This window comes from Streptomyces sp. NPDC058796 (genome assembly GCF_042745235.1).
In the GTDB taxonomy this organism is placed as follows: Bacteria; Actinomycetota; Actinomycetes; order Streptomycetales; family Streptomycetaceae; genus Streptomyces.
On sequence record NZ_JBHYOP010000010.1, the window covers coordinates 230369 to 256140 of the forward strand.

General features: G+C 72.2%; 23 protein-coding genes and 3 pseudogenes. 9 read left to right on the forward strand and 17 right to left on the reverse strand.

Annotated features, from left to right (window positions below; all coding sequences use genetic code 11):
* Positions 1-74: 74 nt before the first annotated feature.
* A pseudogene (locus ACFW47_RS25400) lies at positions 75-859 on the forward strand (formylglycine-generating enzyme family protein).
* Here the strand turns inward: ACFW47_RS25400 and ACFW47_RS25405 are convergent.
* The 4 genes from ACFW47_RS25405 to ACFW47_RS25420 all read right to left on the reverse strand — a co-directional run bounded on the left by ACFW47_RS25405 (position 853) and on the right by ACFW47_RS25420 (position 3868).
* Positions 853-2451: a polyamine aminopropyltransferase gene (locus ACFW47_RS25405; protein WP_386307224.1), complete on the reverse strand. Its 1599-nt coding sequence runs from the start codon at positions 2449-2451 to the stop codon at positions 853-855. The pseudogene ACFW47_RS25400 and the gene ACFW47_RS25405 sit on opposite strands and share 7 nt — an antisense overlap.
* A gap of 10 nt (positions 2452-2461) precedes the next feature.
* Entirely contained in the window at positions 2462-2899 is a 438-nt protein-coding gene (locus ACFW47_RS25410) for a DUF350 domain-containing protein (RefSeq protein WP_386284026.1), read from the reverse strand.
* 64 nt (positions 2900-2963) lie between these two features.
* Positions 2964-3365, reverse strand: coding sequence for a DUF4247 domain-containing protein (locus tag ACFW47_RS25415; RefSeq protein WP_386284024.1), 402 nt, complete (start codon positions 3363-3365; stop codon positions 2964-2966).
* Entirely contained in the window at positions 3362-3868 is a 507-nt protein-coding gene (locus ACFW47_RS25420; RefSeq protein ID WP_386307226.1) for a DUF2617 family protein, read from the reverse strand. The genes ACFW47_RS25415 and ACFW47_RS25420 overlap by 4 nt, the downstream gene beginning before the upstream one ends.
* Before the next feature lie 264 nt (positions 3869-4132).
* Here ACFW47_RS25420 and ACFW47_RS25425 point away from each other — a divergent pair, with 264 nt between their 5' ends.
* A complete protein-coding gene (locus ACFW47_RS25425) occupies positions 4133-4906 on the forward strand; it encodes a polysaccharide deacetylase family protein (protein WP_386284020.1) in 774 nt (257 codons plus the stop codon).
* A gap of 209 nt (positions 4907-5115) precedes the next feature.
* Here the strand turns inward: ACFW47_RS25425 and ACFW47_RS25430 are convergent, their stop codons facing one another.
* Together ACFW47_RS25430 and ACFW47_RS25435 are read right to left on the reverse strand one after the other, a co-directional pair.
* The gene (locus tag ACFW47_RS25430) at positions 5116-5541 is read right to left on the reverse strand and encodes a VOC family protein (protein ID WP_386284018.1); all 426 of its coding nucleotides are present in this window, start codon (positions 5539-5541) and stop codon (positions 5116-5118) included.
* A 161-nt stretch (positions 5542-5702) separates the two neighbouring features.
* The gene (locus ACFW47_RS25435) at positions 5703-6977 is read right to left on the reverse strand and encodes a DUF418 domain-containing protein (protein WP_386307227.1); all 1275 of its coding nucleotides are present in this window, start codon (positions 6975-6977) and stop codon (positions 5703-5705) included.
* 270 nt (positions 6978-7247) lie between these two features.
* On the opposite strand from ACFW47_RS25435, the gene ACFW47_RS25440 reads away from it, so the two are divergent.
* Positions 7248-7988 (forward strand): alpha/beta hydrolase, encoded by a 741-nt coding sequence (locus ACFW47_RS25440; protein WP_386284014.1) that lies wholly within the window; start codon positions 7248-7250, stop codon positions 7986-7988.
* Positions 7989-8175: 187 nt separating this feature from the next.
* Here the strand turns inward: ACFW47_RS25440 and ACFW47_RS25445 are convergent, their stop codons facing one another.
* From ACFW47_RS25445 to ACFW47_RS25460, 4 genes are all read right to left on the reverse strand, one after another.
* The gene (locus ACFW47_RS25445) at positions 8176-9894 is read right to left on the reverse strand and encodes a PP2C family protein-serine/threonine phosphatase (RefSeq protein ID WP_386307229.1); all 1719 of its coding nucleotides are present in this window, start codon (positions 9892-9894) and stop codon (positions 8176-8178) included.
* A gap of 464 nt (positions 9895-10358) precedes the next feature.
* The gene (locus ACFW47_RS25450) at positions 10359-10520 is read right to left on the reverse strand and encodes a hypothetical protein (RefSeq protein WP_386284008.1); all 162 of its coding nucleotides are present in this window, start codon (positions 10518-10520) and stop codon (positions 10359-10361) included.
* A 97-nt stretch (positions 10521-10617) separates the two neighbouring features.
* Positions 10618-11187 (reverse strand): DM13 domain-containing protein, encoded by a 570-nt coding sequence (locus ACFW47_RS25455; protein ID WP_386307230.1) that lies wholly within the window; start codon positions 11185-11187, stop codon positions 10618-10620.
* A gap of 119 nt (positions 11188-11306) precedes the next feature.
* A complete protein-coding gene (locus tag ACFW47_RS25460; RefSeq protein ID WP_386284003.1) occupies positions 11307-12638 on the reverse strand; it encodes a hypothetical protein in 1332 nt (443 codons plus the stop codon).
* 112 nt (positions 12639-12750) lie between these two features.
* On the opposite strand from ACFW47_RS25460, the gene ACFW47_RS25465 reads away from it, so the two are divergent.
* Positions 12751-14001, forward strand: a complete 1251-nt coding sequence (locus ACFW47_RS25465; RefSeq protein ID WP_386307231.1) for a molybdopterin-dependent oxidoreductase — start codon at positions 12751-12753, stop codon at positions 13999-14001.
* 340 nt (positions 14002-14341) lie between these two features.
* Here the strand turns inward: ACFW47_RS25465 and ACFW47_RS25470 are convergent, their stop codons facing one another.
* Genes ACFW47_RS25470 through ACFW47_RS25480 form a run of 3 tightly spaced genes read right to left on the reverse strand, consistent with a single transcriptional unit; the run spans position 14342 to position 16466 of the window.
* On the reverse strand, positions 14342-15109 hold the full coding sequence (locus tag ACFW47_RS25470; RefSeq protein ID WP_386307233.1) for a class I SAM-dependent methyltransferase: 768 nt from the start codon (positions 15107-15109) through the stop codon (positions 14342-14344).
* Positions 15110-15123: 14 nt separating this feature from the next.
* Complete coding sequence (locus tag ACFW47_RS25475; protein WP_386307234.1) at positions 15124-15762, reverse strand: DUF2064 domain-containing protein; 639 nt, start codon at positions 15760-15762, stop codon at positions 15124-15126.
* Positions 15759-16466: a glycosyltransferase family 2 protein gene (locus ACFW47_RS25480; RefSeq protein ID WP_386307235.1), complete on the reverse strand. Its 708-nt coding sequence runs from the start codon at positions 16464-16466 to the stop codon at positions 15759-15761. Before ACFW47_RS25480 ends, ACFW47_RS25475 begins: the two co-directional genes overlap by 4 nt.
* Before the next feature lie 114 nt (positions 16467-16580).
* Between ACFW47_RS25480 and ACFW47_RS25485 the strand changes: the two genes are divergently transcribed.
* Together ACFW47_RS25485 and ACFW47_RS25490 are read left to right on the forward strand one after the other, a co-directional pair.
* Positions 16581-17342 (forward strand): response regulator transcription factor, encoded by a 762-nt coding sequence (locus ACFW47_RS25485; protein ID WP_386307236.1) that lies wholly within the window; start codon positions 16581-16583, stop codon positions 17340-17342.
* 1 nt (position 17343) lies between these two features.
* Entirely contained in the window at positions 17344-18453 is a 1110-nt protein-coding gene (locus tag ACFW47_RS25490; RefSeq protein ID WP_386307238.1) for a sensor histidine kinase, read from the forward strand.
* A 16-nt stretch (positions 18454-18469) separates the two neighbouring features.
* Here ACFW47_RS25490 and ACFW47_RS25495 read toward each other — a convergent pair whose 3' ends face one another.
* The 3 genes from ACFW47_RS25495 to ACFW47_RS25505 form a co-directional block, all read right to left on the reverse strand.
* Positions 18470-19471: an NAD-dependent epimerase/dehydratase family protein gene (locus tag ACFW47_RS25495; RefSeq protein WP_386307240.1), complete on the reverse strand. Its 1002-nt coding sequence runs from the start codon at positions 19469-19471 to the stop codon at positions 18470-18472.
* A 464-nt stretch (positions 19472-19935) separates the two neighbouring features.
* Positions 19936-21651: a RecQ family ATP-dependent DNA helicase gene (locus ACFW47_RS25500; protein ID WP_386307242.1), complete on the reverse strand. Its 1716-nt coding sequence runs from the start codon at positions 21649-21651 to the stop codon at positions 19936-19938.
* Between the two features lie 158 nt (positions 21652-21809).
* The gene (locus ACFW47_RS25505) at positions 21810-22700 is read right to left on the reverse strand and encodes an MBL fold metallo-hydrolase (protein WP_386283979.1); all 891 of its coding nucleotides are present in this window, start codon (positions 22698-22700) and stop codon (positions 21810-21812) included.
* A 287-nt stretch (positions 22701-22987) separates the two neighbouring features.
* On the opposite strand from ACFW47_RS25505, the pseudogene ACFW47_RS25510 reads away from it, so the two are divergent.
* A pseudogene (locus ACFW47_RS25510) lies at positions 22988-23672 on the forward strand (alpha/beta fold hydrolase).
* A 115-nt stretch (positions 23673-23787) separates the two neighbouring features.
* Positions 23788-23945: pseudogene (locus ACFW47_RS25515) on the forward strand (Crp/Fnr family transcriptional regulator); the annotation flags it as partial.
* Between the two features lie 137 nt (positions 23946-24082).
* On the opposite strand, the gene ACFW47_RS25520 reads toward ACFW47_RS25515, so the two are convergent.
* On the reverse strand, positions 24083-24673 hold the full coding sequence (locus tag ACFW47_RS25520) for a TetR/AcrR family transcriptional regulator (RefSeq protein ID WP_386283976.1): 591 nt from the start codon (positions 24671-24673) through the stop codon (positions 24083-24085).
* A 176-nt stretch (positions 24674-24849) separates the two neighbouring features.
* Between ACFW47_RS25520 and ACFW47_RS25525 the strand changes: the two genes are divergently transcribed.
* Positions 24850-25704, forward strand: a complete 855-nt coding sequence (locus tag ACFW47_RS25525; protein ID WP_386307244.1) for an NAD(P)H-binding protein — start codon at positions 24850-24852, stop codon at positions 25702-25704.
* Positions 25705-25772 lie beyond the last annotated feature (68 nt).

The window sequence follows — 25772 nt, forward strand, 5'->3', positions numbered from 1 at the left end:
CAACGATCCTCGTTCCAAGGTCGCGGTCGGGACCAGCCCATCGGCCGAAGCCCTCCGCGGTCACCGAGGCGATCATGGGAGTCGTCCGTTCAAGCCGAGGAGGAGCCGTGCGGGTGGAGCAGGTGGACTGGGTCGAGGTCCCCGCCGGAACGCTGCGTCGGGGTACGCCGGGTGACGAAGTGGCGGCGGTGGCCCGCCGCTACGCGGACACCGGGGTGCCGGTGGACTGGTACCGGAAGGAAGTCCCGCGTGCGGAGATCCACGTTCCGGCGTTCCGGATCGCCCGCACGCCGGTCACGGCCGGCCAGTGGGCACCCTTCGCGGCGGCTCCGGCCGACCGGTCCCGGCGACGCCGGCGGACCACCCCGTCATCGGGATCTCCTGGGAGGCGGCGACCGCCTACTGCCGGTGGCTCGGGGGCCGCCTCGGGCTGGGCGTGCGGCTGCCCACGGAGGACGAGTGGGAGCGCGCCGCGCGGGGCGACGACGGCCGGGAGTTCCCGTGGGGCGAGGAGTACCGCACCGGTCTGGCCAATCTCGTGGACCTCGGCATCGGCACCACGACGTCGGTCGGCTCGTTCCCCGACGGAGCCAGCCCCTTCGGAGTGCTCGACATGGCGGGCAACGCCGACGAGTGGACCTCGACCCTCTACGCGCCCTACCCCGGTGCCCCGGCCGATGTGCCGGGCACCGAGGACTGGGCCTTCGACCGGCACATCACCCGGGGCGGCTCGTTCCGCCACGACCGGGACCTGGCCCGTTGCGCCCGTCGGCACGGCGCCTACGAGCCGGACCTGGCGGCGATCGGCGTGGGCTTCCGCCTGGCGGCACCGGCCCGGCCGGTTGCCGGGGCTCAGTAATTGCGCCACTCGTCCAGGACGTACTCGAGCACCGCGGGATCCATCAGGGTGCTCGGCCGTACGTCGGTGCGGCGGCGGTCGACGGGGAACACGGCCGCCGCCCTGAGCACCGCGTCGTCCAGGTACCGCAGCTCGGGAGCCTCCGCGGCGAGCCGCAGCTCGGGCGCCGCGCCGCCGCGGGCGGCGAGCACGAACCCCCAGTTGCCGAAGCTGGGCACATCGACCTGGAACTCCGTGGTCGAGTACCCCGCCGCCTCGATGGTCTTCGCGATCGACCAGTACGTCTTCGGCGCGAAGAACGGCGATCCACTCTGCACCATCACCTTGGCCTGCGGTGTCAGGACCCGGCCGAGCAGATGGTAGAACTCCACCGAGTACAGCTTGGCCAGCGATGCCGAATCGGGGTCGGGGAAGTCGATGACGACCGCGTCGTACTGCTGCCGGGCACCGCGCAGCCAGTTGAAGGCGTCGGCGTTGACCACCTCGGTCCGCGGGTCGTCCAGCGCGTCCCGGTTGAGCGTGCGCAGCGGCCCGTAGTCCCGTGCCAACCGGGTCATCGCGGGGTCGAGTTCGACGAGGGTGACGTGCCGGACGTCCTTGTACCGCAGCACCTCGCGCAGCGCGAGACCGTCACCGCCCCCCATGATCAGCACGCTGGAGCGGCGGCCCGACAGCGCCGGGTGGACGAGGGACTCGTGGTAGCGGTACTCGTCGACCGAGCTGAACTGGAGGTCGCCGTTCAGGAACAGCCGTATGTCGGGGTCCCCGGTGAAAGCGGTGGACCGGGTGATCACGATGTCCTGGTACTGCGTGGTCTCGGCGTGCACGATGGGGTCGGCGTACATGTGCTGACGCGCGGTGATCTCCAGGTCGTCCGCGAACACGTACGTCGTGCAGAGCACGGCCAGCACCGCGGCGACGCCCGCCAGCAGACCGGCCTTCACCATGCGACGGATCTCGTGGCGGAAGATGAACACCACGACGATGACGCCGGCGACCGCGTTGACCGAGCCGACCACCAGTGCGCCCTTCAACTGGCCGAAGGTCGGCAGCAGGAGCAGCGGGAAGCACAGGCCGCCGACGAGGGCACCGATGTAGTCGACGGCGAACATGTCGGCGACGGCACTGCTCGCGTCCTGCCGGCGGATCCGCTGCAGGAGGGTCATCAGGAGCGGGATCTCGGCGCCGATGAGAACGCCGATCACCAGGGACACCACGATCATCGCGGGCATGTAGAGCTGCAGCCAGGCGAATGCCGCGTACAGGGCCAGGACGGACAGGCCGCCGATCAGCGCCAGAGCACCTTCCAGCACCGCGAACGCGACGACCGCGCGGCGCCGCAGCGGTTTGGCCGCCAGCGAGCCCACACCCATGGCGAAGACCATCACGGAGATGACCACAGAGGTCTGCAGCACCGAGTTGCCGACGAGGTAGCTGCCGAGCGCGGTCAGCGCCAGTTCGTAGACGAGGCCGCAGGCGGCACAGAGGAAGACGGCGAGCAGCAGGAGGAACCGCGCCCCCCGGGGCGGAGGAGTCACCGGGGGGCGGGAGGCGGTCGTGGTGTCGCGGTCGTCCAGGGTGGTGGAACTCATGGGAGCCGTTCTAGGAGAGGGCCGCGCCGACCATGAAGGCGGTGCCCAGATACATGCCGGCCTGCACCCAGGCGGCGGGGTGCGGGCGGTCCCCGACGTCCTCCAGGGCGACCGCGCCCATCTGGCCCGGTGCGAGCTTGCCGATCACGATGCCGACCAGTGTCATCACCAGCACGCCGGCCAAGCCGTAGAGGAGTGTGCTGAACAGACCCTGGCCCAGTCCTTCCTCCGACTCGCTCGCCCGGATGGCCTCCATGATGACCAGGCCCACCGCTACGGACTGGCTGCCCAGCAGCACGGCCGCGCCGCGGTTGCGGTCCCGCCACACCACATGGAAGAGCTTGCCGGGCGTGACAAGGTCGAGGGCGACGAAGCCGACGGCCATCACGACCAGGCCCACGACTCCGTAGAGCAGGGCCTGACCGGCCGACTCGAAGATCTCGGTCACAGGGATGCCTTTCTGGAGAGCGTCGTCGGAGCGAGGAGGTGGTGCTGCCTGGACGGCACGGGGCTCACTTGCCTTCGCCGGGACCGCCGCCGCGGTAACTCTGACTGTTCGGGTTGGGCCAGTTGACGAGGTGCTGCTGGTGGCGGCGGTAACCGTTGCGGTAGTCCTCGATCTCGATCATGCTGCCGCCCCGGTACGGCGAGACGGTCACCATGTCGTCGCCGTAGCGCAGGAACTGCATGCCGCCCCCGGAAGACCGGTCGAGCGCCTCACGCTTGTCGTCGATCGCGTCGGCGACCCGGGTCGGGCCGCTGTCCTTGTCGAGCCACCGGGACCCGCTGGCGGTGTACTTGTCGCGGATCCAGGAGCGGGGAACCCCGTCGTCCCCGTCGCTGGAGCAGGCCGCGAGCGAAACGGTGATCAGAGCGGCCGCCACCGCTGCGCGGACGAGTCGGGCGCTGTTCATCGGGCCTCCAGTCGAGTGCGCGTCGATACGATCTGCCCGTTCTGCGGGTACGTGTGCCAGGTGCGCCAGGCCAGTGGGGGGCGTGACGCCTCATCGGATGCCTCGACGACGACTGCCGTCACCGCTTCGGGCGAACCCGGGAAGGTGCCGCACAGGCTGTGTTCCGCGTCCGCCGCCCGGCCGAGAATCCTCGCCACCCGCGCGCTGAACTCTGCAGGGTCGAGACGCGCCGTGGAGGCGCTGAAGTCGTAGGTCCAGCCCGCCAGTTGCCGGGTGAGTCCGGCCGGCAGTCCTCGGGCGGCACCCGGCAGGCACGCCACGGTCTCCCGCACGAGCCCGGCGAACACCTGGTGTGAGGCGCCCAGCAGCCGCATGCGTACGGTCAGTCCCCCCACGAGCACTTCACGTTCGGCGAGCGCCGGCCGCTCGCCCAGGTCCAGTGAGAAACAGAGTTGGTCCGCGTCCGTGTCCAGATAGGGGGCTTGCAGTGTCAGTGCGTGCATGCGGCCCCCGGTCCGATATTGCTACGAGCGGCGCTGAGTATGGCACACGGCCCCCAGGGTGTCGGAACGGCGGGTGCCCGCGGCAGGTCCTTGCCGAACCGGCACGCTGCCGTCGTCACTCGAGCCGGTCGGTTGTCCTTGAACTCTTCCGGAATTGTCCGTGATCGGTAACGGACGCATCCCGCGGCCGTGGTCTTCCGTCCTGCCATGTGGTCCCGACGGGACCGGGGAACGGCGAAGAACTTACGCGAAGGCGGGACGGACATGGCGCGGCACGGCGGCGGACGGGCCTGGTACGGCAAAGTGGTCGGGGCGGCGCTCGGAGTGACGGTCCTCGCGGTCGGCGCCTCGGTGTGGACCGCGCAGGCCGGACCCGTGGGCGCGCCGCCACCGAAGCCGTCCGCATCGGCCACGCCGGGCAGTGACGTCGACCCGGTCGACCCGACCATCGCGCACGCCTCCGACGAGGGGGCGCGGGGCGTCAACATCACCATCGACGACGGCCCCGACCCTGCCTGGACCCCCCAAGTGCTCGACCTGCTGCGCGAGTACGGGGCCAAGGCCACGTTCTGCATGACGGGCACGCAGGCCCAGGCCCACCCGGGCCTCGTGAAGGACGTCGTCGCGGCCGGGCACCGCCTGTGCGACCACTCGGTGTCGCACGACACCGCCATGGACAAGAAGTCCGAGGCGTACCAGTCCAAGGAGATCCTCGACGCCGAGCGCATGATCACCGAGGCGTCCGGGGGCGTGCGGCCGATGTACTACCGGGCCCCCGGCGGTGCCTTCACCCCCCACAGCCGCACGCTGGCCGCATCCCGGGGGATGCGGCCACTGGGCTGGAACGTGGACACCAAGGACTTCGAACGGCCCGGCGCGGACGCCATCGTCGCAACCGTCCGGCGCGAGCTGCGCAACGGGCCGACGATCCTCTTCCACGACGCCGGGGGCGACCGCGCCCAGACGGTCGAAGCCCTGCGCAGGGTCCTTCCGTGGCTCAAGGAGCAGGGATACTCGTTCGGCTTTCCGGTCCACTGACGCGTCCCGCCGCCAAGGCCGTCTCCGTGCCGCAGCGGAAGGTACTCGAGGGAGCTTCCACCGTCCTGGAGGCCGTGAGTATCACAGCATCCCGGGGCGCACATGTCCGTTCGTCCCGCCGGATCCCCGGCATCCGGCACCGGACGTCGGTTCGGTACCGGATGCCGGGGAGTCGCAGGGCGGGGGAGCCTGCCCTGTTGGGCTGTCCGCTACGGCCGTGCGTACGGACGCGTCATGATCTCCATGTTGTGGCCGTCCGGGTCGTCGAAGTAGGCGCCGCGACCGCCGAAGAGGCGATTGATCTGGCCGGGCTCGGTGTGACCGGGGTCGGCGTAGTAGGTGACCCCGACCGCCTCCAGACGCGCGATCATGGTGTCGAACCGCCCGTCGGGCACGAGGAACGCGTAGTGCTGGGACTGGATCGGCTCGTCGCGCTTCTCGTAGTAGTCGAGTGTCACGCCGTTGCCCAAGTCGACCGGCAGGAACGGGCCGAAGGGCGCGCCGACCTCCAGGCCGAGTATCGCGGCGATGAACTCGGCCGACAGCTGCCGGTCCTTGGCGTAGACGGCGGTGTGATTCAGCTGGACGGTGGCCGCCGATTCGGGTTCGTGCCGATGCTGCTGGTCATGGGGCATGTGAACGTGTCTCCGAGTCTTGGATCCGCTGTGGAACGCCGCGTAGGGGCGTTGGAAGGCTGGAAGGGAGGACACGGAGAAACGGCGGGGCTCTTACCCGCCTCGCGCTCACGCCGAGGCCGGGCGCCTCACTCGTGCATGGCCTAGGGCCGACCCGGCAGTCACCTGACCGACTTTAATGCCGCACCGTGCGTCACGGCAACGTCAAGTGTCCTTGCCTCCCGGCTGGGTTCCACCCACCTCACGGCCCGGTCCGGTCGTCGATACGTGACACGCCGGACCAGCGTCTCGAACGGGCCCCGCTGTCCTGCCTGGCGCATGCGGTGCGCCAGCAGCACCGTCGCGATCCAGGTCGCGAGGGCCAGGAGTGCCGTGGTGGCGACGGTCATGACCGCGGAGAGGTTGAGCAGGAAGGGTGTGAAGACCAGCGCCCAGACGACGGACTGTGCCAGATAGCAGGTCATCGACCGCTGACCGACGGCGGCGATCGCGTTCACCACCGTTCCCCGTCGGGGCTCGAGCCGACGAGTGAGCAGTGACACCAGCGCCGCGTACCCGAACCCGCCCAGGACGCCCGTCGAGTCGTGCAGAGGGCCGATCAGCTCCAATACCGGTTGTCCCGGAACGTCCACGATGCCGGTGAGCATCAGCGAAATGGGCTGGGCGCCGAGTACGGCGGCGGCGATCCCCGCGGAGGCCGTGACACGCAGCAGTATTCGGTACCGTTCCGGTCGCTCCAGAATCCGTCGCCGTCCTGCCCAGAGTCCGACGGCGAACGGGCACATGAACCCGAGCGGCCCCAACAACGCGACCAAGGGCGCCACCTGCACCCGCTCGGTGACCATCGTGAGCACGTCCGTGGGAAGCATCGAGCTGTCCGGCGGATCGCCGCTGATGGTCGACGAGTCGCCACTCGGCAAGGAGACGAGCACGAAGAACAGCAGAGCGGTCAGCAGCAGCCAGCGGTCCTTCCAGCGGACCATCCATGCGCCCGCCAACAGCAGCACACCGTATGCCGCCAAAATGTCACCGACGTAGAGCAGCACCGCGTGCACGACACCGACGACGATCAGCACCAGACTGCGCCGCCACAGCAGTCGCCGCACTGACCGCGGCTTTCGGGCCTCCTGCCGGCGCACGATGAGGGCGACGCCGTAGCCGAAGAGGAGCCCGAACATCGGGAACGCCCGGCCGTCGACGAAGGTCGAGATCAGCCAGATGACGAGCGAGTCCGAAGGCGAGCCGTCCCGCGGGTAGCCTCCGAGCACTGACGGTCCCCTAAGGAAGTAGTGGGAGTTGGCCAGCGCGATGAACAGCAGCATGAGGCCTCGCGCCAAGTCGGGTGCAAGGGCGCGCGCGGCAAGAGCGGTCGGTTCGGACACTTGGATCGTCACCCGATCAGTCAACGGCGTCCAGGCACACGGTGCATCGGCCATAAGTCGATCGCTCCATGACTTTCGTACACCAGGTCGCCACAGCCGCTTCCGGCGAGGCCGGCCGGCCACGGTCTCTCCGCATCGAGCGCCGTCCCCCGAAGAAATGGTTGGCGGCCCCCCGTGCTCACTGCTACGTTTCCGGAGGCCGTGCGAGAGATCGAGGAGGTGGTACCCGTGAGCGAATCCACATGGGTGCTCTCCTCCGGAGCCGCGGTCGGGCGATAGGTCGTCCGGGAGCGCCGTTCAACAGCCCTCCCGAAAGGCACGACCATGCGGTTCACTTCCGAGCAACACCTCGACGACGGTCTCCGCGAGCGCGCGTTCGCCATCGGCGAGATCCCCGGCATCCTGTGGTCACCCCTGTCCGCGTCCCCGTCCGCAGCGGCACCCCTGGTCCTGCTCGGCCACCCGCCGCTCGGACTCCACCGGATGTACCCCCGACTGGTCGCCCGGGCCCGGCGCGCCGCGGCGGACGGTTTCGCCTCGGCCACCATCGAGCTGCCCGGAAGCGGCGACCGCCCCCGTTGGCCCGCCGCCGAGCAGGCCCGCGCCGATCTGCGTCGTACGGTGACGGCGGGCCGGCGAGTCGGTGACGAGGCCGTCGACGCCCTCGTTCTGCCGCTGGTCGAGCGGGCGGTCCCGGAATGGCAGGCGGCCCTGGACGCACTTCTGTCACTGCCGGAGATCGGCGGGCCGGTCGGCTACTCGGGCGGAGTCATCTCCATCGGTGTCCGGCTCGCGGTGGTCGAGCCGCGTGTCTCGGCGGCCGTCCTGTTCGCCGGGAGCTTCGTGCCTCGTGCCATCCTCGAGCAGGCTCGGCAGGTCACCATCCCGCTGCACGTCCTGCTGCAGTGGGACGACGAGGCGAACGACCGGCAGTCGGCCCTGGACCTCTTCGATGCCTTCGGTTCCACGGCGAAGACGCTGCACGCCAACATGGGCGGTCACACGGGCGTCCCGGAGTTCGCGGGGGAAGCGGCGGCCCGGTTCCTCACCCGGCACCTGAGGTGAAGCCGACGGGCTGGGCAGCACCCCCGCACGCGATCCTCAGCTCGTCAGGCTGTGACTTCGCGTATACGCCGCCTGTGGGCCGGCCAAGGCCTTCACCGAGGCCGACTCGCCAAGCCAGACCGTCGTATCCATGAGATCGCGGCAGAGCAGGCCGGTGCCCGCGCTGACCGATGTCTTCTCCCACCCCCTATCCGCCGTGCGGCGCGATCCGGCGCAGGGCGAGGAGGGTGGCGTCGTCCGAGCGGTGCGGGCCGTCGAGGCGGGCGACGAGGTGCTCCGCGTAGGCGTGCAGTCCCTCCCGGACCGGGCCCGGGGCCGCCGTCCGCAAGGAGGACTCGGCGGCGTCGAGGAAGCGCAGTGTGTCCAGGTCCGGGTCACCGTCCCGCCGCTCGGTGAGGCCGTCCGAGTAGATGAGGACGATGTCGCCGATCCGCAACGGGGTCTCGTCGGCGGTGTAGGACGCGCCGGGCAGCACGCCGAGGGGGAGTCCCGGTCCGCCGGGCGGGGCGGGCAGGGACGTGGCGCGCCCGTCGCGGACGAGCACCGGGGTGGGGTGCCCGGCAGACACCCAGCGCAGCAACTGCCGCTCGGGGTGGTAGCTGGCGATGATGCCGGTGGCGGTGGACTCGGTGCCGTCGGCGCAGGCGGTCTCGTTGAGCCAGTACGTCAGCTGCTCGACCGGCTGTTCCGTGTAGGCGAGCCCGGCAAGGGCATAGCGCAGTTTCGCCATCAGGGTGACCGCGGACAGTCCGTGTCCCCGGGCGTCGCCGAGGGCGACGAGGAGCCGGCCGTCCGGCAGCTTGCGAGCCTTGTACCAGTCGCCGCCCACTCCCGCCTCGCGCGCGTCCGGCCGGTAGACGGCTGCGGCCTGGAGACCGTAGGCGGCCAGCTCGTCGTGGAAGTGCGGGAGCACCGCTTCCCGCAGGGCCTCCGCGACCTCCCCGAGCGTCTTGGCGTGCTGGCGCTGGCGACGTGCTTCTTGCTCGGCGTGGTCTGCCGTCTCACGGCGGCGGTGTTCGGCGGTGACGTCGGTGAGCACGGCACGGACGCCCCAGACCAGGGCACCGGGGGTGATCCGTACGGGCTCACCGATCATGCGGGTGATCCGGTTGATCCGGCCTGGCAGGCGCAGTGTGCAGTCCGCGGTCCGCTTCCGCAGGATGACGTCGTACAGCATCTGGTAAAGGCCGGGCAGACTGTCGTCCGTGACGGTGTCCGCGAGGTCGGACAGGGTGGGCGGCGGTGTGCCGGCCGCGAGTCCGAGCACCTGGTGGAATCCCAGGGAAGGCTCGACGCCGTCGTCCCCGAGGTTCCACTCCGCCCAGCACGTGCGTACCAGCTGCTGGGCGGCGGTGGCCATGTGCCTGCGGTGGCCGGGTTCCCAGGTGAGCAGCAGTTGGTCACCGCAGGGGGCGACGCGGACTTCAGTGACGAGCCTTACCGGACCGGAAGGGCTGCCGACCACCCACTCGACGGCTTCCGGCCCCTGGGCCGCATGGTCACGGTGCGCGCGGCTGATCATCCCGACGATCGGCGTCCGGCGCAGGGAGGGAAAGCGTGCGTACAGCGACACGGGCCCCGACCACCGTGAGAGCACGCTTTCGGGGAGCCGCTCGGTCACGTAAGCGACGGCCGCCGCGTTCTGGGTCATGTAGAGGGTGTCGACGATCTCGCCCTGGTCACCGGGCACGGGGGTCAGCAACAGGGCCGGTAGCGGGAGGGCGTCGAGGACCTCCTGTCCCGTGGGAAGCCCCGATACCGGCGGAACCTGCGGTGAGGGGTGCCTGCCGGGAGCGGCTTGGTGGTCGGTGTAGTGGTCCCGCGTGTAGGACCGGATGCGCCGACGCTGGGCTCGCAGCAGCCCTCTGATCGCTTCCCGCTCCAGGCGGGCGCGTGCGTTGGGCACCGGGGGGCGATGATCCATGGGGGCTCGGGCCTCCAGCGACGCACAGCGGGGGCAGTAACGAACAGCTTCGACCCGGGGGCGGCGGTCGGCCACTGGTGTTACGCCGGGCGAAGGGCTCGCCGGCCGGCGCCCGAGTGACCCGCCGGACCCCGCACGGCGACGCGCCCCCGTTCGCTGTGCGCGACCGGGATGTCGCCGGGGCATGCGGCACGCGGCCGGGCAACCCGTGCGGTCCGCCACGGCGGCCGCGGCCGGATCCGCCAGGAGCAACACGGGCGTCAGAGGACCGGCTCGTCTCGGAGGAGCCCGAGCAGGGCACAGCCGATCGAACCGCCCGCAGGCCCCACAGACATACCTGACCTCGGCACACGACGTGACCGTGCGGCCCGGGCCCTCGGTCAAGGCCGGTGGCCCCGGCCTGTCTCGTCGTCGGTACGAGGGCGAACCGCTCGAACCCCAAGCACTCAAGGGCGCAAGGCCTCAAGCTCGTCCGCGCGACGGTGGTCCTTGGGCCGCCCGAGGGAACGGCGCATGAGGATCAGATCGTCCAGGCCGGCGTAGCGGACGGCGAAACCCGCCGGATCATGGGCGTCGACCGCCCGGCCAAGGCTGGGCGCGACGTCCATGTCCCCCCAGGGCAGGGCGGGAGTGCACAGGTCGCCGCCGACGCCAGCGACCCGGTAGGCCACCCGAGAACCAGCGAGGTCGGGCGGGTTCGCGACCTCAGACGCGGGCGAGCTCAGCGGCGCCGAAGGAGACGTCGAAGCGGTCGCACCAGATGCTCACACTGGTGTAGCGGGAGGGGTCGATGTCGGCCGGTACCGTGTAGTTCTGGCTGCCCTTGTTCCCCTTGAGCTTCCCGAGACTGACGTACTCCCCGTCGTCGAACACGTGCCAGCCGGCCGTCCCCGACTTCACCGGCGCGTCGGTCAGCCACACCCGCAGGTCCGGGCCGTTGCTCGTGTCGAGGTTCTCGACACGCACGATGTGGGAGCCGTCGGTGAGCCGCACCAGTTTCACCGTTCCCGAGGTCGCGTGCTCGTGGCTGATCAGCCCGCCGCTCGCCAGGGTCACCGGGCCGGCCGGGGCCGGTGCGGAAGGCGTGCCGCCGGCCGGCTGCCCAGCGGACGGCCGCGGTGGCGCCACGGCTTGGGGCAGTGCCTCGTTGACGGTTTCCTCCTGCCACAGCTTCCATGGCTGGAACCAGTAGGAGCCGAAACCGCCCACCCCGACGGCCACGGTCAGCGCAGCGATGCCCCACGGCCTGACCAGAACACTTCGAAGACGTCTCATTGCGCCCCTCCCGAGACAGTCGTTGACCGAACCATTCAATGCGAGAGCCGGCCGGCGCGGGCCACCCGGCAGATGACGAAACTCTTACGGCCGGCCGCTGAGCCGCCGCGCGCCCCGCCTCACCAGCCGGTCGCCAGCAGGTGGTTGAGGAGCAGGGCCAGGACCGCCTGCGCTGCCAGCCAGGCGCGCGGGCGGGTGAGGAACGCGCAGGCCGGCAGGAGCCACAGGGCGAAGGGGAGCCAGATGCGTTCCGTCTCCGCCTTGCTCATGCCGGACAGGTCGGCGACGAGCAGGGCGAGCAGCGACGCGGCGACGAGGAACGCGAGGCGGGTGTCCTCGGCGCGGACCTCCTCACCGTGCCGCCGGACCACAGCGGCCCGGCGCAGGCCCGCCGCCGTCGCCAGGCCCGTGATGAGCACCGTGCAGGCGAGGTTGGCCCACACCCAGTAGCCGTAGGGGCGGACCCCGCCCGCACCCTCGTAGTAGCGGGTGACCAACAGGTGGTACGCCTCCCACCAGTCGAACCCGGCCATGGCGAAGGCCACGGGCACCACCGCCGTCCCCGCCAGCAGCGGCACGAACAGCAGCGGCCGTTCCCGCACCTCGCGTCTGCCCAGCAGCAGTACCGCCGCCCCGAGCACCGCGAAGAGCGTGAGCCCGTACGAGAGGTAGCAGGTCAGGCCGAACAGCAGCCCCGAGCCCGCCGCCCACCACAGCGAGCGCCGCGTGACGGCGAGGGCCAGCAGGGCCACGGCCCACGCGGCGACCGCCGCGAAGTAGCCGTCGGCGGACGTGCCCATCCACACCGCGGCCGGTGCCAGCACCAGGAAGGGCGCCGTTCGCCGGGCGAGCCGTTCTCCGGCCAGGGCGCGTACCGCCACCAGCACCGCCACGCACGCCGTCGCGCCGATGGTGATGCACCAGGCCCCGGCCCAGCCCCCGCCGCCCAGCCCGATCCGGTCGAGCAGTACGAAGGTGAGCGTGGCCGCCGGGGGGTGACCGGCGACGTGGGCCGGCCAGTTGTCGGGGGAGTGGAGCAGGATGTGCTGGGTGAAGTCGCGCAGGGTCGCCGGGACGTCGTTCCAGCGGCCGATGACCGACAGGTACTCCTGGTGGGTGGTGAGCCGGCCCGCGATGCCCCGGTGCCAGCCGTCGATCAGGGCCAGTGACCAGGTCCAGGCCATCGCCGCGCCCCAAGCCGCGGGAAGCAGGGCGCGCCACGGCAGGCGGGCGGCGACGGTCGGGCCGTACGCCACGGTCGCCACCGCTACCAGGGCCGCCGCCGGCGTGCCGGGGCCCAGGTGCGGGTCCCAGCGGCCCAGCAGGGGTGGCCAGCCGACGATCAGGTCCTCGTAGGTGAACACGTACCGGCCGACGAGGACGGCTGCCGCCACGAGCAGCGCGGCGGCAGCGACGGCGTACAGGTCACGGGGAACGGAGCGGAGGGTCACACCGGCACCGTAGGCCGGGAACCCGCGCACCGGTCGGTGCGCGGGCGGACGTCAGCGTTTCGTCATGGGTCGTGGGCCGTCCCGGGTACCGGTCGCGGCCTACCGTCGGACCATGCGCGACCTCGCCCCACGGCCTTTGTCCTCGCCGCGCCTGTGGCGCAGCCCCCTGCGCGGCCCCTGGTTCACCTCGGTACTCGGCCTCGTCCTGCTCGCCGGCATCAGCGTGCTGTTCGCGACCGGCCTGCTCTCGTACGCCGCGTACAACCCGGACCTGTCCCCGGTCAACGACAAGACCCCGGGCAAGGGGCTTCTCGGCTTCTATCTCTTCGCCTGGCCGACCGACCCTCCCTGGCTGTACCGCCTCACCCAGGGCGTCCACGTCACCCTCGGGCTGACCCTGATCCCGGTACTGCTGGCCAAGCTGTGGTCGGTGGTGCCGAGGCTGTTCACGCTGCCGCCGGTCCGCTCACTCGCCCACGCGCTGGAGCGGGTCTCGCTGCTGCTCCTGGTGGGAGGCGCGCTGTTCGAGTTCGTGACCGGGGTGCTCAACGTCCAGTTGGAGTATGTCTTCCCCGGCTCCTTCTACCCGCTGCACTTCTACGGGGCCTGGGTCTTCTTCGCCGCGTTCCTCGCGCACGCCGCGCTGAAGGTGCCGGCCGCGGTGCGCAACGTACGGCGGATGCGTGCCGGGGGAGGGGAGGAGCGGGACAGCCTGGTGGCGTCGCGGCCCGACGCGCCGACGGTGTCGCGGCGCGGGGCCCTGTGGACGGTCGGCGGGGGATCACTGCTGCTGTTCGCCACCAGTGCCGGCCGCAGCTTCGACGGGGCGGTGCGGGCGACGGCCGTGCTCGCGCCGCACGGCGGGGCCGAACCGGGCGGCGGCCCGAACGGCTTCCAGATCAACAAGACCGCCGCCTACGCGGGCATCGACCCGGCCGAGACGCACGAGGACGCGTGGCGGCTCGTCGTCGTCGGCCCCACCGGAACGGTCCGTCTCGGCCGCGCCGACCTGCTGCGACTGCCGCTGCACAGCGCCGCGTTGCCCATCGCCTGTGTCGAAGGCTGGTCCACCTCCGACCAGTGGTGGCGCGGGGTGCGGCTGCGCGACCTCGCCGCCCTGGTGGGCTTCGACGGCGACGCGCCGGACGTGCTCGTCGAGTCCCTCCAGCGGCGGGGCGCCTTCCGCAGGGGCGCCCTGCGCGGCAACCAGGTGGCCGACCCGCGCTCCCTGCTCGCGCTGTACGTCAACGGGGAGACGCTGAGCCCGGACCACGGCTATCCGGCGCGGATCATCGTGCCCGCCGCGCCCGGCGTGCTGAACACGAAGTGGGTGGCGCGGATGACGTTCGGAGACCTGGGATGAACCTCGTACGCAGGGTACGGCCGGCACGCCCTCCGCGGCCCGTGATCGGCAGCCCTTTCCAGATCCCGCTGCTCGCCGCCTCGTTCGCGCTGGCGGGCTACGCGGGGGTGCGGCTGCTCGCCGGTGACTGGTCCGGCGTGGTGCTGTGGTTCGTGGGGGCGGCGCTCCTGCACGACCTGGTGCTGCTGCCGCTGTACGCGGTGGCCGACCGCGCCCTGGTGCGCGGGCTGGGGAAGGCGGGCCGTCGTGAGTGGGTGCCGTACGTGCGGATCCCGGCCGCCTTCTCGGCGCTGCTTCTGCTGGTGTGGTTCCCGCTGATCAGCGGCCGGGTGGACGCGCGCTACCGCTCGGTCGCCGGACTGTCGGCGGACGGCTTCCTCACCCGCTGGCTGGCGATCACGGCGGTGTTGTTCGGCGGTTCGGCGCTGGTGTTGCTGCTGCGCAGGGCGACGAAGCGGCGGTCCCCCGACGTCCACTGAGCGGCCGTCCGCCAGCCGCCGGCGGCCGCGCGGCGGCGCAGGGCGCGGGCGCCGATCCGCGCCCAGGGGAAAGGGCTGCCGGGAGCGGGGCCCGCCGAGCCGTCGACGACCTGCACGTGAGCGCGCTCGTCGACGTCCGCCCGGGCTGTCTCCGCGATCAGCAGGCCGCCGGGCGCGAGCAGGGCGGCGATGCGGGCGAGCAGGGCGCCGGGGTCGCCGCCGATGCCGACGTTGCCGTCCATGAGCAGGACGGTGCCCCAGCGTCCCTCGCCGGGCAGCGGCTCGAACACGGAGCGCCGCAGCGACTGGCCGCCGGTGCGCACGGTGCGGGCCACGGCGGCCTCGCTGACGTCGATACCGAGGACGGTGCGGCCCCGGCCGGCGAGCTCCGCCACCAGCCGGCCCGGACCGCAGCCGACGTCCAGCACGGGGCCCTCGCACCGGTCCAGCACCTCCAGGTCGACCGCGTCGGCCCGCGCGCACCACCGCTCCACGTCCAGCGGCAGCAGCCGGCCGTCGGTGCGCCGCAGGAACAGCGGCCCGCGACCGGTGCGCAGCGCGGCCGCATAGGGGTCGCAGGACTCCCAGTCCCCGGCGGCGCGCGGCGCGGACAGCCGGCCGGGGCCCACACGCGGGGCCGCCCTCACCGGCTCGCCCGCCGGTCCGCGACCGGCGTGCCCGCCGCCAGCCGGGCGGCGAAGCGTCCGTGCGGGGCCAGTGCGGCCACGGCCCGCGCGTCGTCGGCGGTGTCGACGTCCCGGAGCGGCGGCAGGTCGCGTACCCGCAGGCCGGCCGCGACGAGCCGCCCGCGCTGCACGGCGCCCGTCACCGGCGTCGACATGGGCACACCCCGCAGCAGGGCGGGGTCGGGGCGGGACAGGCCCAAGGCCCAGAAACCGCCGTCCTCGGCCGGGCCGAAGCAGGCGTCGCAGTCGGCGAAGTCCACGTCCAGCAGTTCCGGCGTCACCTGCGGGGTGTCCATCCCGATCAGCAGGGCGGGCCCCGTACACCCGGCGAACGCGGCGGCGAGCCGTTCGTCGAGGTCGCCCGGGCGCTGCGGTACGACGTCGAAGCCGGCCGGCAGCCAGGGGCCCGGTTCCCCGTCGAGCACCAGAACCCGACGGAGTGCGGGCGTCGCCGCCACGGCGTGCAGGGTGTCGGCGAGCGCCGCCTCGGCCAGCGCGGCCGCCTCGGCGGGGGTGAAGGGAGGGGTGAGCCGGGTCTTGACCCGGCCGGGGCGCGGCTCCTTGGCGACGACGAGGAGAGTGGTCGCGGCGCTCACCTGGAGGTCTCCTCTCGGAGGTCCGGTTCCTCGGCCAGGACGCGGCGCATGTCCCGTACGGCGTGCCAGGTGCCGCGCCAGGTGCCCGTCACCTTCGAGGCGCCGGTGCGCGGCAGGTACGGGACGTCGTGCTCGGCTACCCGCCAGCCGGCGTCGGCGGCGCGGACCACCATCTGGAGCGGGTATCCGCTGCGCCGGTCGGTGAGGCCGAGGCCGAGCAGCGCCTCGCGGCGGGCGGCGCGCAGCGGGCCCAGATCGTGCAGGCGCAGTCCGGTGCGGCGGCGCAGCATCCGGGCGAGGGCGATATTCCCGGCGCGGGCGTGCGCGGGCCACGCACCCCGGCCCTGCGGGCGTCTGCGGCCGAGGACGAGGTCGGTGCCGCCGGCGAGGATCTCGCGCACGAAGGGGACCAGGAGGGCGGGATCGAGGGAGGCGTCGCAGTCGCAGAAGCAGACGACGTCGGCGGTGGCGGCGGTCAGCCCGGCGTGGCAGGCGGCGCCGAAACCACGGCGCGGCTCGGTCACGACCGTGGCGCCGTGCGCGCGGGCGATGTCCGCCGAGCCGTCGGTGGAGCCGTTGTCGACGACGAGCGCGCGCCAGCCGGCCGGGACACGGGCCAGGACCCAGGGCAGGGCCCGTGCCTCGTTCAGACACGGGAGTACGACATCGACGTCCGGAGGGGGCGAGGTGGTCACGGCTTTCACCCTACGAGCGCAAAACGCGCGAATCGGACTTCCGTTCCTTACGAAACGCGGACGTCGGAGCTGGAGCGTCTCCCGGTGGCGACGCCCGAGGGTCCGCGGTGCGAGGCTGAGTACATGCAGCAGCCCCACGAGTCCACCGTCACGGACGTGTTCCCCCGCAGGCCTCCGGACGGACCCCCTGCCGGTCCCGCCCGGATCCTGGTCGTCGACGACGACCCCACGGTCGCGGAAGTCGTCGCCGGATACCTGGAGCGCGCGGGCCACGTCGTGGACCGGGCCGACGACGGTCCGGCCGCGCTCGACCGAGCCGCCGCGCACTGGCCGGACCTGGTCGTGCTGGACCTGATGCTGCCCGGCATGGACGGCCTCGAGGTGTGCCGGCGGATACGGGGCACGGGACCCGTGCCGGTCATCATGCTGACCGCACGCGGTGACGAGGACGACCGGATCCTGGGCCTGGAGGTCGGCGCCGACGACTACGTGACCAAGCCGTTCAGCCCGCGGGAGCTGGTGCTGAGGGTGGAGTCGGTCCTGCGCCGGACCCGGCCCGCCACCGCGCCGCGCCCGCCGTCCGCGGCCGGGCTGACCGTCGACCCCACCTCCCGCAGAGCCACCAAGAACGGTGTCGAACTGGCACTGACCCTGCGTGAGTTCGACCTGCTCGCCTACTTCCTCCGGCACCCCGGGCAGGCCTTCGCCCGGGAGGAGCTGATGCGCGAGGTGTGGGGCTGGGACTTCGGCGACCTGTCCACCGTCACCGTCCATGTGAGGCGGCTGCGCGGCAAGATCGAGGACGATCCGGCCCGGCCCCGGCTGATACAGACCGTGTGGGGCGTGGGCTACCGCTTCGACCCCGCAGGACGGGAGACGGACTGACGTGCACGAAACCCTCCTCATCGCCCTCTACGCCTTCGCCGGCGCCGCCGCCGGCCTGGCCGGCGCGGGCGTGCTGCGGCTGATCCGGCGTCGCTCGCTGACGGCGTCGCTCGCCGTGGTGGCAGCCGTCGCCGTCCTCGCGATGCTCGCGGGTACCCTCGCCGTCGCGTGGGCGATGTTCCTGTCCCCGCACGACCTGTCCGTCGTCACGACCGTCGTGGCCATGGCCGCCGTCGTCTCCCTCGCCACCGCGCTGCTGCTCGGCCGCTGGGTGGTGGCCCGAAGCCGTGAACTGGCGGCGGCGGCCCGCTCGTTCGGTGACGACGGCGACTACGCGGCACCCACCACGCCGGCCACCGCCGAACTCGACGCGCTCAGCCGGGAACTGGCGGCCACCAGCGCCCGGCTCGCCGAGTCCCGCGAACGGGAACGCGCCCTGGAGACCTCCCGGCGCGAGCTGGTCACGTGGATCTCGCACGACCTGCGCACGCCGCTGGCCGGCCTGCGCGCCATGTCCGAGGCTCTGGAGGACGGCGTCGCCGCCGACCCCGACCGGTATCTGCGCCAGATCCGCACCGAGGTGGAACGCCTCAACGACATGGTCGGCGACCTCTTCGAACTCTCCCGTATCCACGCCGGCACGCTTCCCCTCGTTCCCGCCCGGATCTCCCTCTACGACCTGGTCGGCGACGCCCTCGCGGGCGCGGACCCGCTCGCCCGCGAACACGGCGTGCGGCTGGTCGGCGACGCGGTGGCGGCCGTACCGGTCGAGGTGGACGGCAAAGAGATGAGCCGGGTCCTCGGCAACCTCCTCGTCAACGCGATCCGCCGCACCCCCGCCGACGGCACGGTCGCGGTCGCCGCCGAGCGCTCCTCCGAGGGCGTGGTGGTCTCGGTGACCGACGGCTGCGGCGGCATCCCCGAGGAGGACCTGCCCCGCGTCTTCGACACCGGCTGGCGCGGCACCCACGCCCGTACGCCCCCGGCCGGCGCGGGGCTGGGCCTGGCCATCGTGCGCGGCATCGTCGAAGCCCACCGCGGCCGCGCCACGGTCCGCAACATCCCGGGCGGCTGCCGCTTCGAGGTGGTCCTGCCCCCGGCGGAAACCTGAGCCCCCGGGCCCGCGGTCACCGCCGGCCCGACTCCGCCCGCGCGAACTCCCGCATACCCTCGGCGAACCCGACCCGCGGCCGCCACCCCGTCTCGTTCCGCAGCCGCGCGCAGTCCGCGGTGATGTGGCGTACGTCGCCCAGGCGGTACTCGCCGGTGACGACGGGCTCCGGCCCGCCGTACGCCGCCGCCAGGGCACGGGCCATCTCCCCGACCGTGTGCGGCTCACCGCTGCCGGTGTTGTAGGCGACGAGGCCGCCGCCCGGACTCTGCACCGTCAGCGCGGCGACGTTCGCCGCGGCCACGTCCCGTACGTGCACGAAATCCCGGCGCTGACGCCCGTCCTCGAAGACCCGCGGAGCCTCGCCGCGCGCGAGGGCGGAGCGGAAGAAGGAAGCGACACCGGCGTACGGGGTGTCGCGGGGCATCCGGGGCCCGTACACGTTGTGGTAGCGCAGCGACACCGCCGCAGCGCCGGTCGTCCGGGCCCAGGCGGCGGCCAGGTGCTCCTGGGCCAGTTTGGTGGTCGCGTACACGTTGCGCGGATCGGCCGGGGCGTCCTCACCGGCCAGCCCCGGCACCAGGTCCGCACCGCACACCGGGCACGGGGGCTCGAACCGTCCCGCCTCCAGGTCGGCCACCGCGCGCGGACCCGGCCGCACCACCCCGTGCCGCGGACAGCCGTAGCGCCCTTCCCCGTAGACGACCATCGACCCGGCCAGTACGAGCCGCCGCACGCCCGCCTCGGCCATCGCGGCGAGCAGGACGGCGGTGCCGAGGTCGTTGCGCGAGACGTACTCCGCGGCGTCGGCGAACCCGGTGCCGAGTCCGACCATCGCCGCCTGGTGGCACACGGCGTCCACCCCTGCCAGGGCCCGCGCCACCGCGGCCGGGTCGCGCACGTCGTCGCCGGGATCCTCGCGCACGTCGAAGCAGACGGCGTCGTGCCCGTCCTCCCGCAGGGCGTCGACGACGTGGGACCCGATGAACCCGGCACCGCCGGTGACCAGTACGCGCATACGCCCACGCTAGGCCCGCCGAACGCCCGCACCGCGCGCCGCGAGCGGCACGTCACGGGTCCGTAAGAAGCGGTCGGCACCGCTGCGGTTGTTCGGACGGTCGCCCGGTGCGGAGCATGCGCAGCACCGCGCGTTCGGCGGGGCCCTGAGTGGCGGGGATGGCGTAGGGCCCCTCGTCGCCGAGGTGGGACAGCGCTCCGGCCACCGTCACACCCTCCTCCAGCGGGCACGGCGGTTGCCATGACGCGCTGCCGGGTCAGTCCCCATTCGCTCAGACGCGCCCCGACCGCCTCGCGTACCCGACCAGGCCGCGGATGCGGGCCGGCACGGCCGGACCGCGCACGGGCTGCCCGTGGGCGTCGAGGCCTCCGAGACCGCGCCCGTGTCGTTGCCGGTGGCACCCGGGATCGGCCGGTCGACTGCGGTGAAGACGGATGGGTCTCTCCCTTCGGCCCTCCGGTCGGCTACCGCGGACCGTCGTCGGGTCCGGGCCGGCGCACCACCGTGATCAGGTCGTCCCGGTCGGCCAGCGTCTCAAGAGACAGGGTGCGGTATCCGGCCTGGTCGAACAGGACGGTGATGCGGTCGCCGTCCTCGCTGAGCACGGTGCCCCCGCCCCACTGACCGTGCCGTACTTGAGTGCCGACCGGGTAGCGGGAGGCGGTGCGATGCACGGGCCGGCGGGCCCCGGCGGGGTCTCGGGCGTCGTCGGGTTCCTCAGCCTCACACCGGTCACAGTTGCCGCACGGCGGCTCGTAGGCCTCGCCGAAGTAGCCGAGCAGGAAGTAGCGGCGGCAGCCGGTCTCCTCGGCGTACGCCCGCGCCATGTCGACTCGGGTGCGGTCGGTACGCCGGTGTGCCTCGGCCGCGCGTGCGGCCTCCTCCACTGCCTCGTCCGGTGGTGTGTCCGGGGCCGGACGCACCTCGCCCTCCTCTCCGGTGGTGACCGTGCCGGCCTCCTCCAGGAGGTTCACCGCGGCCGTCACCCGTGGGCGGGACAGGCCCGTCTCCTGACGCAGCTCCGTGAGGTCGGCCGGGTCGTCCTCGTGGTCGTGGACGGCGTCGGCGACCTCGGTCAGCGCCTGTCTGCCGGTAGTGCGGGCGGCGAAGAACGCCTGCATGCCGGTGTCCTCGGGACGGTAGTACAGCACGGCGCGGGCCGGTCGGCCGTCCCTGCCGCAGCGGCCGATCTGCTGGTAGTAGGCGTCGAGCGAGCCGGGGAGCGCGGCGTGCAGCACGTACCGCACATCCTCCTTGTCGATTCCCATGCCGAAGGCCGAGGTGGCCACGACCACGTCGGCCTCACCCGACTGGAAAGCCTGGTGGACCCGGGTGCGCTCGGCGGCGCTCAGACCGGCGTGGTACGCCTCGGCCGCGAGTCCCAGCGAGGTCAGTTCCCCGGCGTAGTACTCGGTGTCCTTGCGGGTCCCCGCGTACAGCAGGCCCGGCTTGGGCTCGGCCGCGGCCCGTTCCACCACGGCGCGCCGACGCTCGGCGTCGTCCTGGAAGCGCCTCACCTCCAGCCGGATGTTCGGCCGGTCGAAACCGGTCACCATCACCCGCGGACGGGTCATGCCCAGGCGCTCGGTGATCTCCCTGCGTACCGGCGGCGCGGCCGTCGCCGTGAGGGCCAGGACCGGGGGCCTGCCCACCCGACGCACGGCCTGTTCCAGACGCAGGTAGTCGGGCCGGAAGTCGTGGCCCCAAGAGGAGACGCACTGCGCCTCGTCCACCACGAACAGAGCGGGCCGTACCTCGGCCAGCCGCTCGACCACCGGGTCCTTCGCGAGCTGCTCGGGCGCGAGATAGAGGAAGCGGACGCTGCCCTCGCGCACCTCCGCCCAGGCGGCACGCTCCTGTGCGGAGGTGAGGTCGGAGTTCAGGGCGACGGCACCCGGCGACGTGTCGTCCCCGGAAAGGCCGGCGATCTGGTCGCGCTGCAGGGCCAGCAGCGGTGAGACCACGACGACCGGACCGCTCAGCAGGAGGCCGGGCACCTGGAAGACCGCGGACTTCCCGGAGCCGGTCGGCATCACCACCAAGGCGTCCGCCCCGTCCAGCACCCATTCCATGGCTGTCAGCTGCTCAGGGCGCAGACTGTCCCAGCCGAAGACGCCGGCTGCCACACCGCGCAACCGCGCGGCCCGTCCCTCGCCCGCGACCAGTCCCGTCGCACCCATACCCAGCACCTCACTGTGATCACGGCGGTGAGCACGTCCGACTGCCTCGGCAGGCGGACCCGGAGCGCTCGCCCGGGGCCCGGGTACCCCGGCAGCGGGCGGCAACCGGCCCACCGGGAGGCCGCCGCCACAGGGTGCGGCGCAGCAGGCGGCGAAGGCTACGCTGCGCGGAACCTTCCCTGCTCGACCTCCGTGACCCTTCCCGTGCCGATCAGCCGGTTCAGGTGCTGTGCCGCGGTCCGACGCTCGACCGGTTCCACGTGCGGGCCCTCGACGTGCGGGCGGTAGACCAGCCGGTGCTCGGCGATCTCCTCGACGGTCCGCGGCTCGGCCAGGAACGCCAAGAGGGTCGCGTCACGCTTGTCCACCACCCCCGCGAAGGCGTCGAGCCGCGCGGAGAACTCTGCGGCGCCCTCGATCACACCCTTCTGGTGAGCGGTGCCGTACCAGCGGACGCCGATCTCCCGGCACCGGCGCAGGGAAGCCTCGAAATCCGTGAGACTGCTGCCCGTGTCTCCGTAGTACGGACCGAACGAGGTCAGGTCGATGTCCGCCACGAAGAGGAAGCCGTCCGGCTCGACCAGGAAGCCGCTGTGGCCCGGCGTGTGGCCCGGGAGGTGGACGACGGTCACGGTGCGGCCGCCGAGGTCGAACACCGTGCCGTCCTCGAATCCCGTGGCGTCGGGGCGATCCCGCACGTGGAAGTGGTCGCGCAGCATCGTGTGGGTACGCTCGGTGGCCTCCGGGGGGAGGCCGTAGCCTTCGACCATGACCCCGCGTGACCGCAGCGCGGCGAGGTCCCCTTGGTGGATGCGGACGGGCGCGTCGTAGTCGGCGAGACCCGCTACGTGGTCTTCGTGCGCGTGGCTCACGAGGACCAGGTCCGCGGGGGGCGCCGTTCCGACGAGTGACAGTGACGGGTCGATGAGCAGTGTCTCGGCGGTGCCGCGCACGAGCACGGAGTTGGCGTAGGGGTAGGCGCCCAGTTCGGCGCCCACCAGCACGGTGACTCCGCCGTACCGCCTTTCCGTGTACGGGGTGGTGGTCAAGGCAGGCAACTCCTTCGTCCGCGCGCGAGTCTGGTGAACGGATCCAGGTGTCGAGGCCGGCCGGCCCGGAAGAGACCATTCGTCGAGGGACCAGATGCCGAGGGGTGGACCTGAGGGTGGGCCGTCGGCCGAGGCGACGGCCGCCACGGCCGCGTCCTGCTCCCCGGCACCTCGGACACGTCCACACGATCACCCTACGGCGCCCGGTGGAACACGTCGCCGGCCTCGTCGCGGAGCGACGCTCGCCGCACCGATGAGTTCCCTGGGCGGGGCCGGTCTGCACGGGTATGGAGACGCACACACTCGAGACAGCCGGCGCGCACCTCGTCCATGACGTTCGCGGGCCGCTGCCGATCACGGACGGACGCCCGCCGCTGTTCATGATCGGGCAGCCCATGGACGCTACTGGCTTCGCCACGCTCGCCGCGCGCTTCCCCGAGCGGACCGTGGTCACCTACGACCCGCGTGGGCTCGGTCGCAGCACTCGTAAGGACGGGCGAGTCGACCACACCCCGCAGACCCAGGCCGACGACGTACACGCCGTCATCGAGGCGCTCGGGGCCGGGGGGCCGGGATGGCTGCGTTCGTGGCCATGACCTCGTGGGAGGGAGAGTTCACCGACGCGTACTTCGAACAGCCGGAGGCCGATCCCGCCGCGTTCGGGATGCCCACGGAGGATGACGGCTCACGGGACGATCCGCTGCTGTCCGACCGGTCATGGGCGGTCAGCGGTTACCGTCCGGACGCCTCCGTGATCGCCGCCGCCCGACCCGCATCGTGATCGCCGCGGGCGAGGAGTCCCACAACCTGCTGACCGGACGCACCTCCGTCGCGACCGCCGAACTGCTCGGGCAGAGGGTGACCGTTTTCCCGAGCCACCACGGCGGCTTCTGCGGCGGCGAGTTCGGGTACCCCGGGAAGCCGGACGAGTTCGCACATCGACTCCGCCAGGTCCTTGACGGCGCCTCGTGACCAACCGCTGACTTCGCCGCGGTCATGGCCTCGCCATGGCCGCTCGCAGTCCTGGCAAGGGTCGCGTCCTACCGACGTTGTCCAGGGAGAAGTCCCGCCGAAGTCCGTCGACGGCATCCCCGGGAGCCCGGACCACCCCCGGCCACGCCGCAGCAGTCCCTCAGTACCGCCGCCCGCAATCTCGCCACCACCACCAAGTCCGCGCCGCGGATGCAGGAGATCACCTCACACTGGCTGCTGCGGATGCTGCCACGGGTGGAGGCCGCGGACGGTGAGGCAGGAGGTGATCGCCCTTTCGTCGATGCGCCCTGATCGCGGCGGACCGCGTGCAGGCACGCTTGGCCGGGCCGGGCACCGCAGGTGCGCCCCGGCCTCACGGGGCGACGCGTGACATCAGGGCAACGGCGCTGTCAACGTCCGCCCGAAGCGGACCGACGCGGGCGGATACCGTCCAGGAGGTAGGCGGTGCGGCGGTCGTAATCGTCACGAGGAGGCCGCTCGCCGTGCTTGAGGGCGAGGGCATTGTCGACGAAGAGAGCGTGAAGGTCGTCCGCCGTGAACTCCGGCCGCAGCGCACCGGAGGCCCGTGCCGCTGCGACGAGTTCGTCGTTGGCCTCGCCTCCGGCCCGGCAGATGTCCATGAGTTGCGGTGAGTGCGGATACGTCTGCAACAGAACGTCGTTGACCGCGGGCTGGCGGTACTGGAGGTCGCGGATCGCGGTGAGGTAGTACGCGATCCGCTCATTGACGTCGTCGATGGTCCGAGTGTGGTCGATGACCGCGAACAGCTCCCTCGCGACGACCTCTTCGATGACGGCCTCGATGAGGCCGATCCGACCGCCGAACCGGTTGAAGACCGTGGCCTTGCTCACCCCCGCCGCCTTGGCGACCTCTTCCAGCGGAACCGTCAGGCCCCGCCCCTGGAAGGCGCCGATCGCGGCAGAGCGGATCTGCTCGGAGTTGCGCCTGGCGTCGGCGCGCAGGCGGGATCCCGAAGGCACCGCACCGGTCAAGGCCCCTCACCGTCTCCCACTGCCGTTCACGTCAAAACTTGACTCGCTTGGTCAGCTTACCTACGGTGGTCGAAAAGTGCGAAGCTGACCTGCCTGGTCAACTTATGGTGCGGCCCCCACCAGGGCGGATCCGGTGTGTGGGCACACAGGAAGAGGCCACGAACATGATCGTTGTCACCGGTGCCACCGGGGCTCTGAACGGGACCACCGTCGAACACCTCCTCAAGCGCGTCCCCGCTGGCGAGATCGGTGTCAGCGTCCGCGACGTCGCCAAGGCGCAGCACTTCGCCGATCGTGGTGTACGCGTGCGGCAGGGCTCCTACGATGACCCGGCCGCGCTGCGCGATTCCTTCGCCGGTGCCGAACAGGTGCTTCTGGTGTCCGGCAACGACCCGGCGGCCGACTTGGTCAGCCTCCACCGAAACGCCGTCGAGGCCGCCGTCGCGGCCGGCGCCCAGCGGATCCTGTACACGAGCCAACTGGCCGCCGTCCCCGGCAATCCGTACCCGCCGTCGGCGATCCACATCGCCACCGAGGCGATCCTCGCCGAGTCCGGAGTCGCCTGGACCGCACTGCGCAATGGCGCCTACGGCACACTGGACCAGGTACTCGGCCCGTGGCAGCAGACCGGAGAGGTCGCCCAACCGGAAGACGGTCCCGTCCCGTACACCGACCGTGCCGACGTGGCCGAGGCCGTCGCGGTCATCCTCGCCGGTGACCGCTCCTTCGACGGCCCGGTCTCCCTCACCGCGCCAACCGCCGTCACATTGGACGACTTGGCCAAGACAGCCTCCGGTCTCACCGGCCGCATCATCCAGCGCATCGTTCTGGACGACGAACAGTGGGTCGCCGACCAGCTCGCGGTCGGCGTCCCGGAGCGGACGGCCCGGTTCATGCTCACCTGGTACCAGGCCGCCCGTGCCGGCCACTTCGCGGAAGCCGGCCCACTCCTGGCAGAACTCCTCGGCCGCGAGCCCCGCAGCGTCGCTGACCGGCTCGCAGCCGGCATCGCCGCCTGAAGGGCTTCGCGTCCTCCGTGCCGCCGACCGGTCAACGAGTGCCACGCCACCGGAGGCCCCGTGAATCT

What these genes read in the sequence shown, in the direction of transcription:
- ACFW47_RS25440 (WP_386284014.1), top strand. Translation starts at nt 7,248, where the DNA reads ATGCGGTTCACTTCCGAGCAACACCTCGACGACGGTCTCCGCGAGCGC.
- ACFW47_RS25450 (WP_386284008.1), bottom strand. Translation starts at nt 10,520, where the DNA reads ATGGACGTCGCGCCCAGCCTTGGCCGGGCGGTCGACGCCCATGATCCG.
- ACFW47_RS25425 (WP_386284020.1), top strand. Translation starts at nt 4,133, where the DNA reads ATGGCGCGGCACGGCGGCGGACGGGCCTGGTACGGCAAAGTGGTCGGG.
- ACFW47_RS25455 (WP_386307230.1), bottom strand. Translation starts at nt 11,187, where the DNA reads ATGAGACGTCTTCGAAGTGTTCTGGTCAGGCCGTGGGGCATCGCTGCG.
- ACFW47_RS25420 (WP_386307226.1), bottom strand. Translation starts at nt 3,868, where the DNA reads ATGCACGCACTGACACTGCAAGCCCCCTATCTGGACACGGACGCGGAC.
- ACFW47_RS25495 (WP_386307240.1), bottom strand. Translation starts at nt 19,471, where the DNA reads ATGCGCGTACTGGTCACCGGCGGTGCCGGGTTCATCGGGTCCCACGTC.
- ACFW47_RS25500 (WP_386307242.1), bottom strand. Translation starts at nt 21,651, where the DNA reads ATGGGTGCGACGGGACTGGTCGCGGGCGAGGGACGGGCCGCGCGGTTG.
- ACFW47_RS25485 (WP_386307236.1), top strand. Translation starts at nt 16,581, where the DNA reads ATGCAGCAGCCCCACGAGTCCACCGTCACGGACGTGTTCCCCCGCAGG.
- ACFW47_RS25415 (WP_386284024.1), bottom strand. Translation starts at nt 3,365, where the DNA reads ATGAACAGCGCCCGACTCGTCCGCGCAGCGGTGGCGGCCGCTCTGATC.
- ACFW47_RS25405 (WP_386307224.1), bottom strand. Translation starts at nt 2,451, where the DNA reads ATGAGTTCCACCACCCTGGACGACCGCGACACCACGACCGCCTCCCGC.
- ACFW47_RS25430 (WP_386284018.1), bottom strand. Translation starts at nt 5,541, where the DNA reads ATGCCCCATGACCAGCAGCATCGGCACGAACCCGAATCGGCGGCCACC.
- ACFW47_RS25465 (WP_386307231.1), top strand. Translation starts at nt 12,751, where the DNA reads ATGCGCGACCTCGCCCCACGGCCTTTGTCCTCGCCGCGCCTGTGGCGC.
- ACFW47_RS25435 (WP_386307227.1), bottom strand. Translation starts at nt 6,977, where the DNA reads ATGGCCGATGCACCGTGTGCCTGGACGCCGTTGACTGATCGGGTGACG.
- ACFW47_RS25525 (WP_386307244.1), top strand. Translation starts at nt 24,850, where the DNA reads ATGATCGTTGTCACCGGTGCCACCGGGGCTCTGAACGGGACCACCGTC.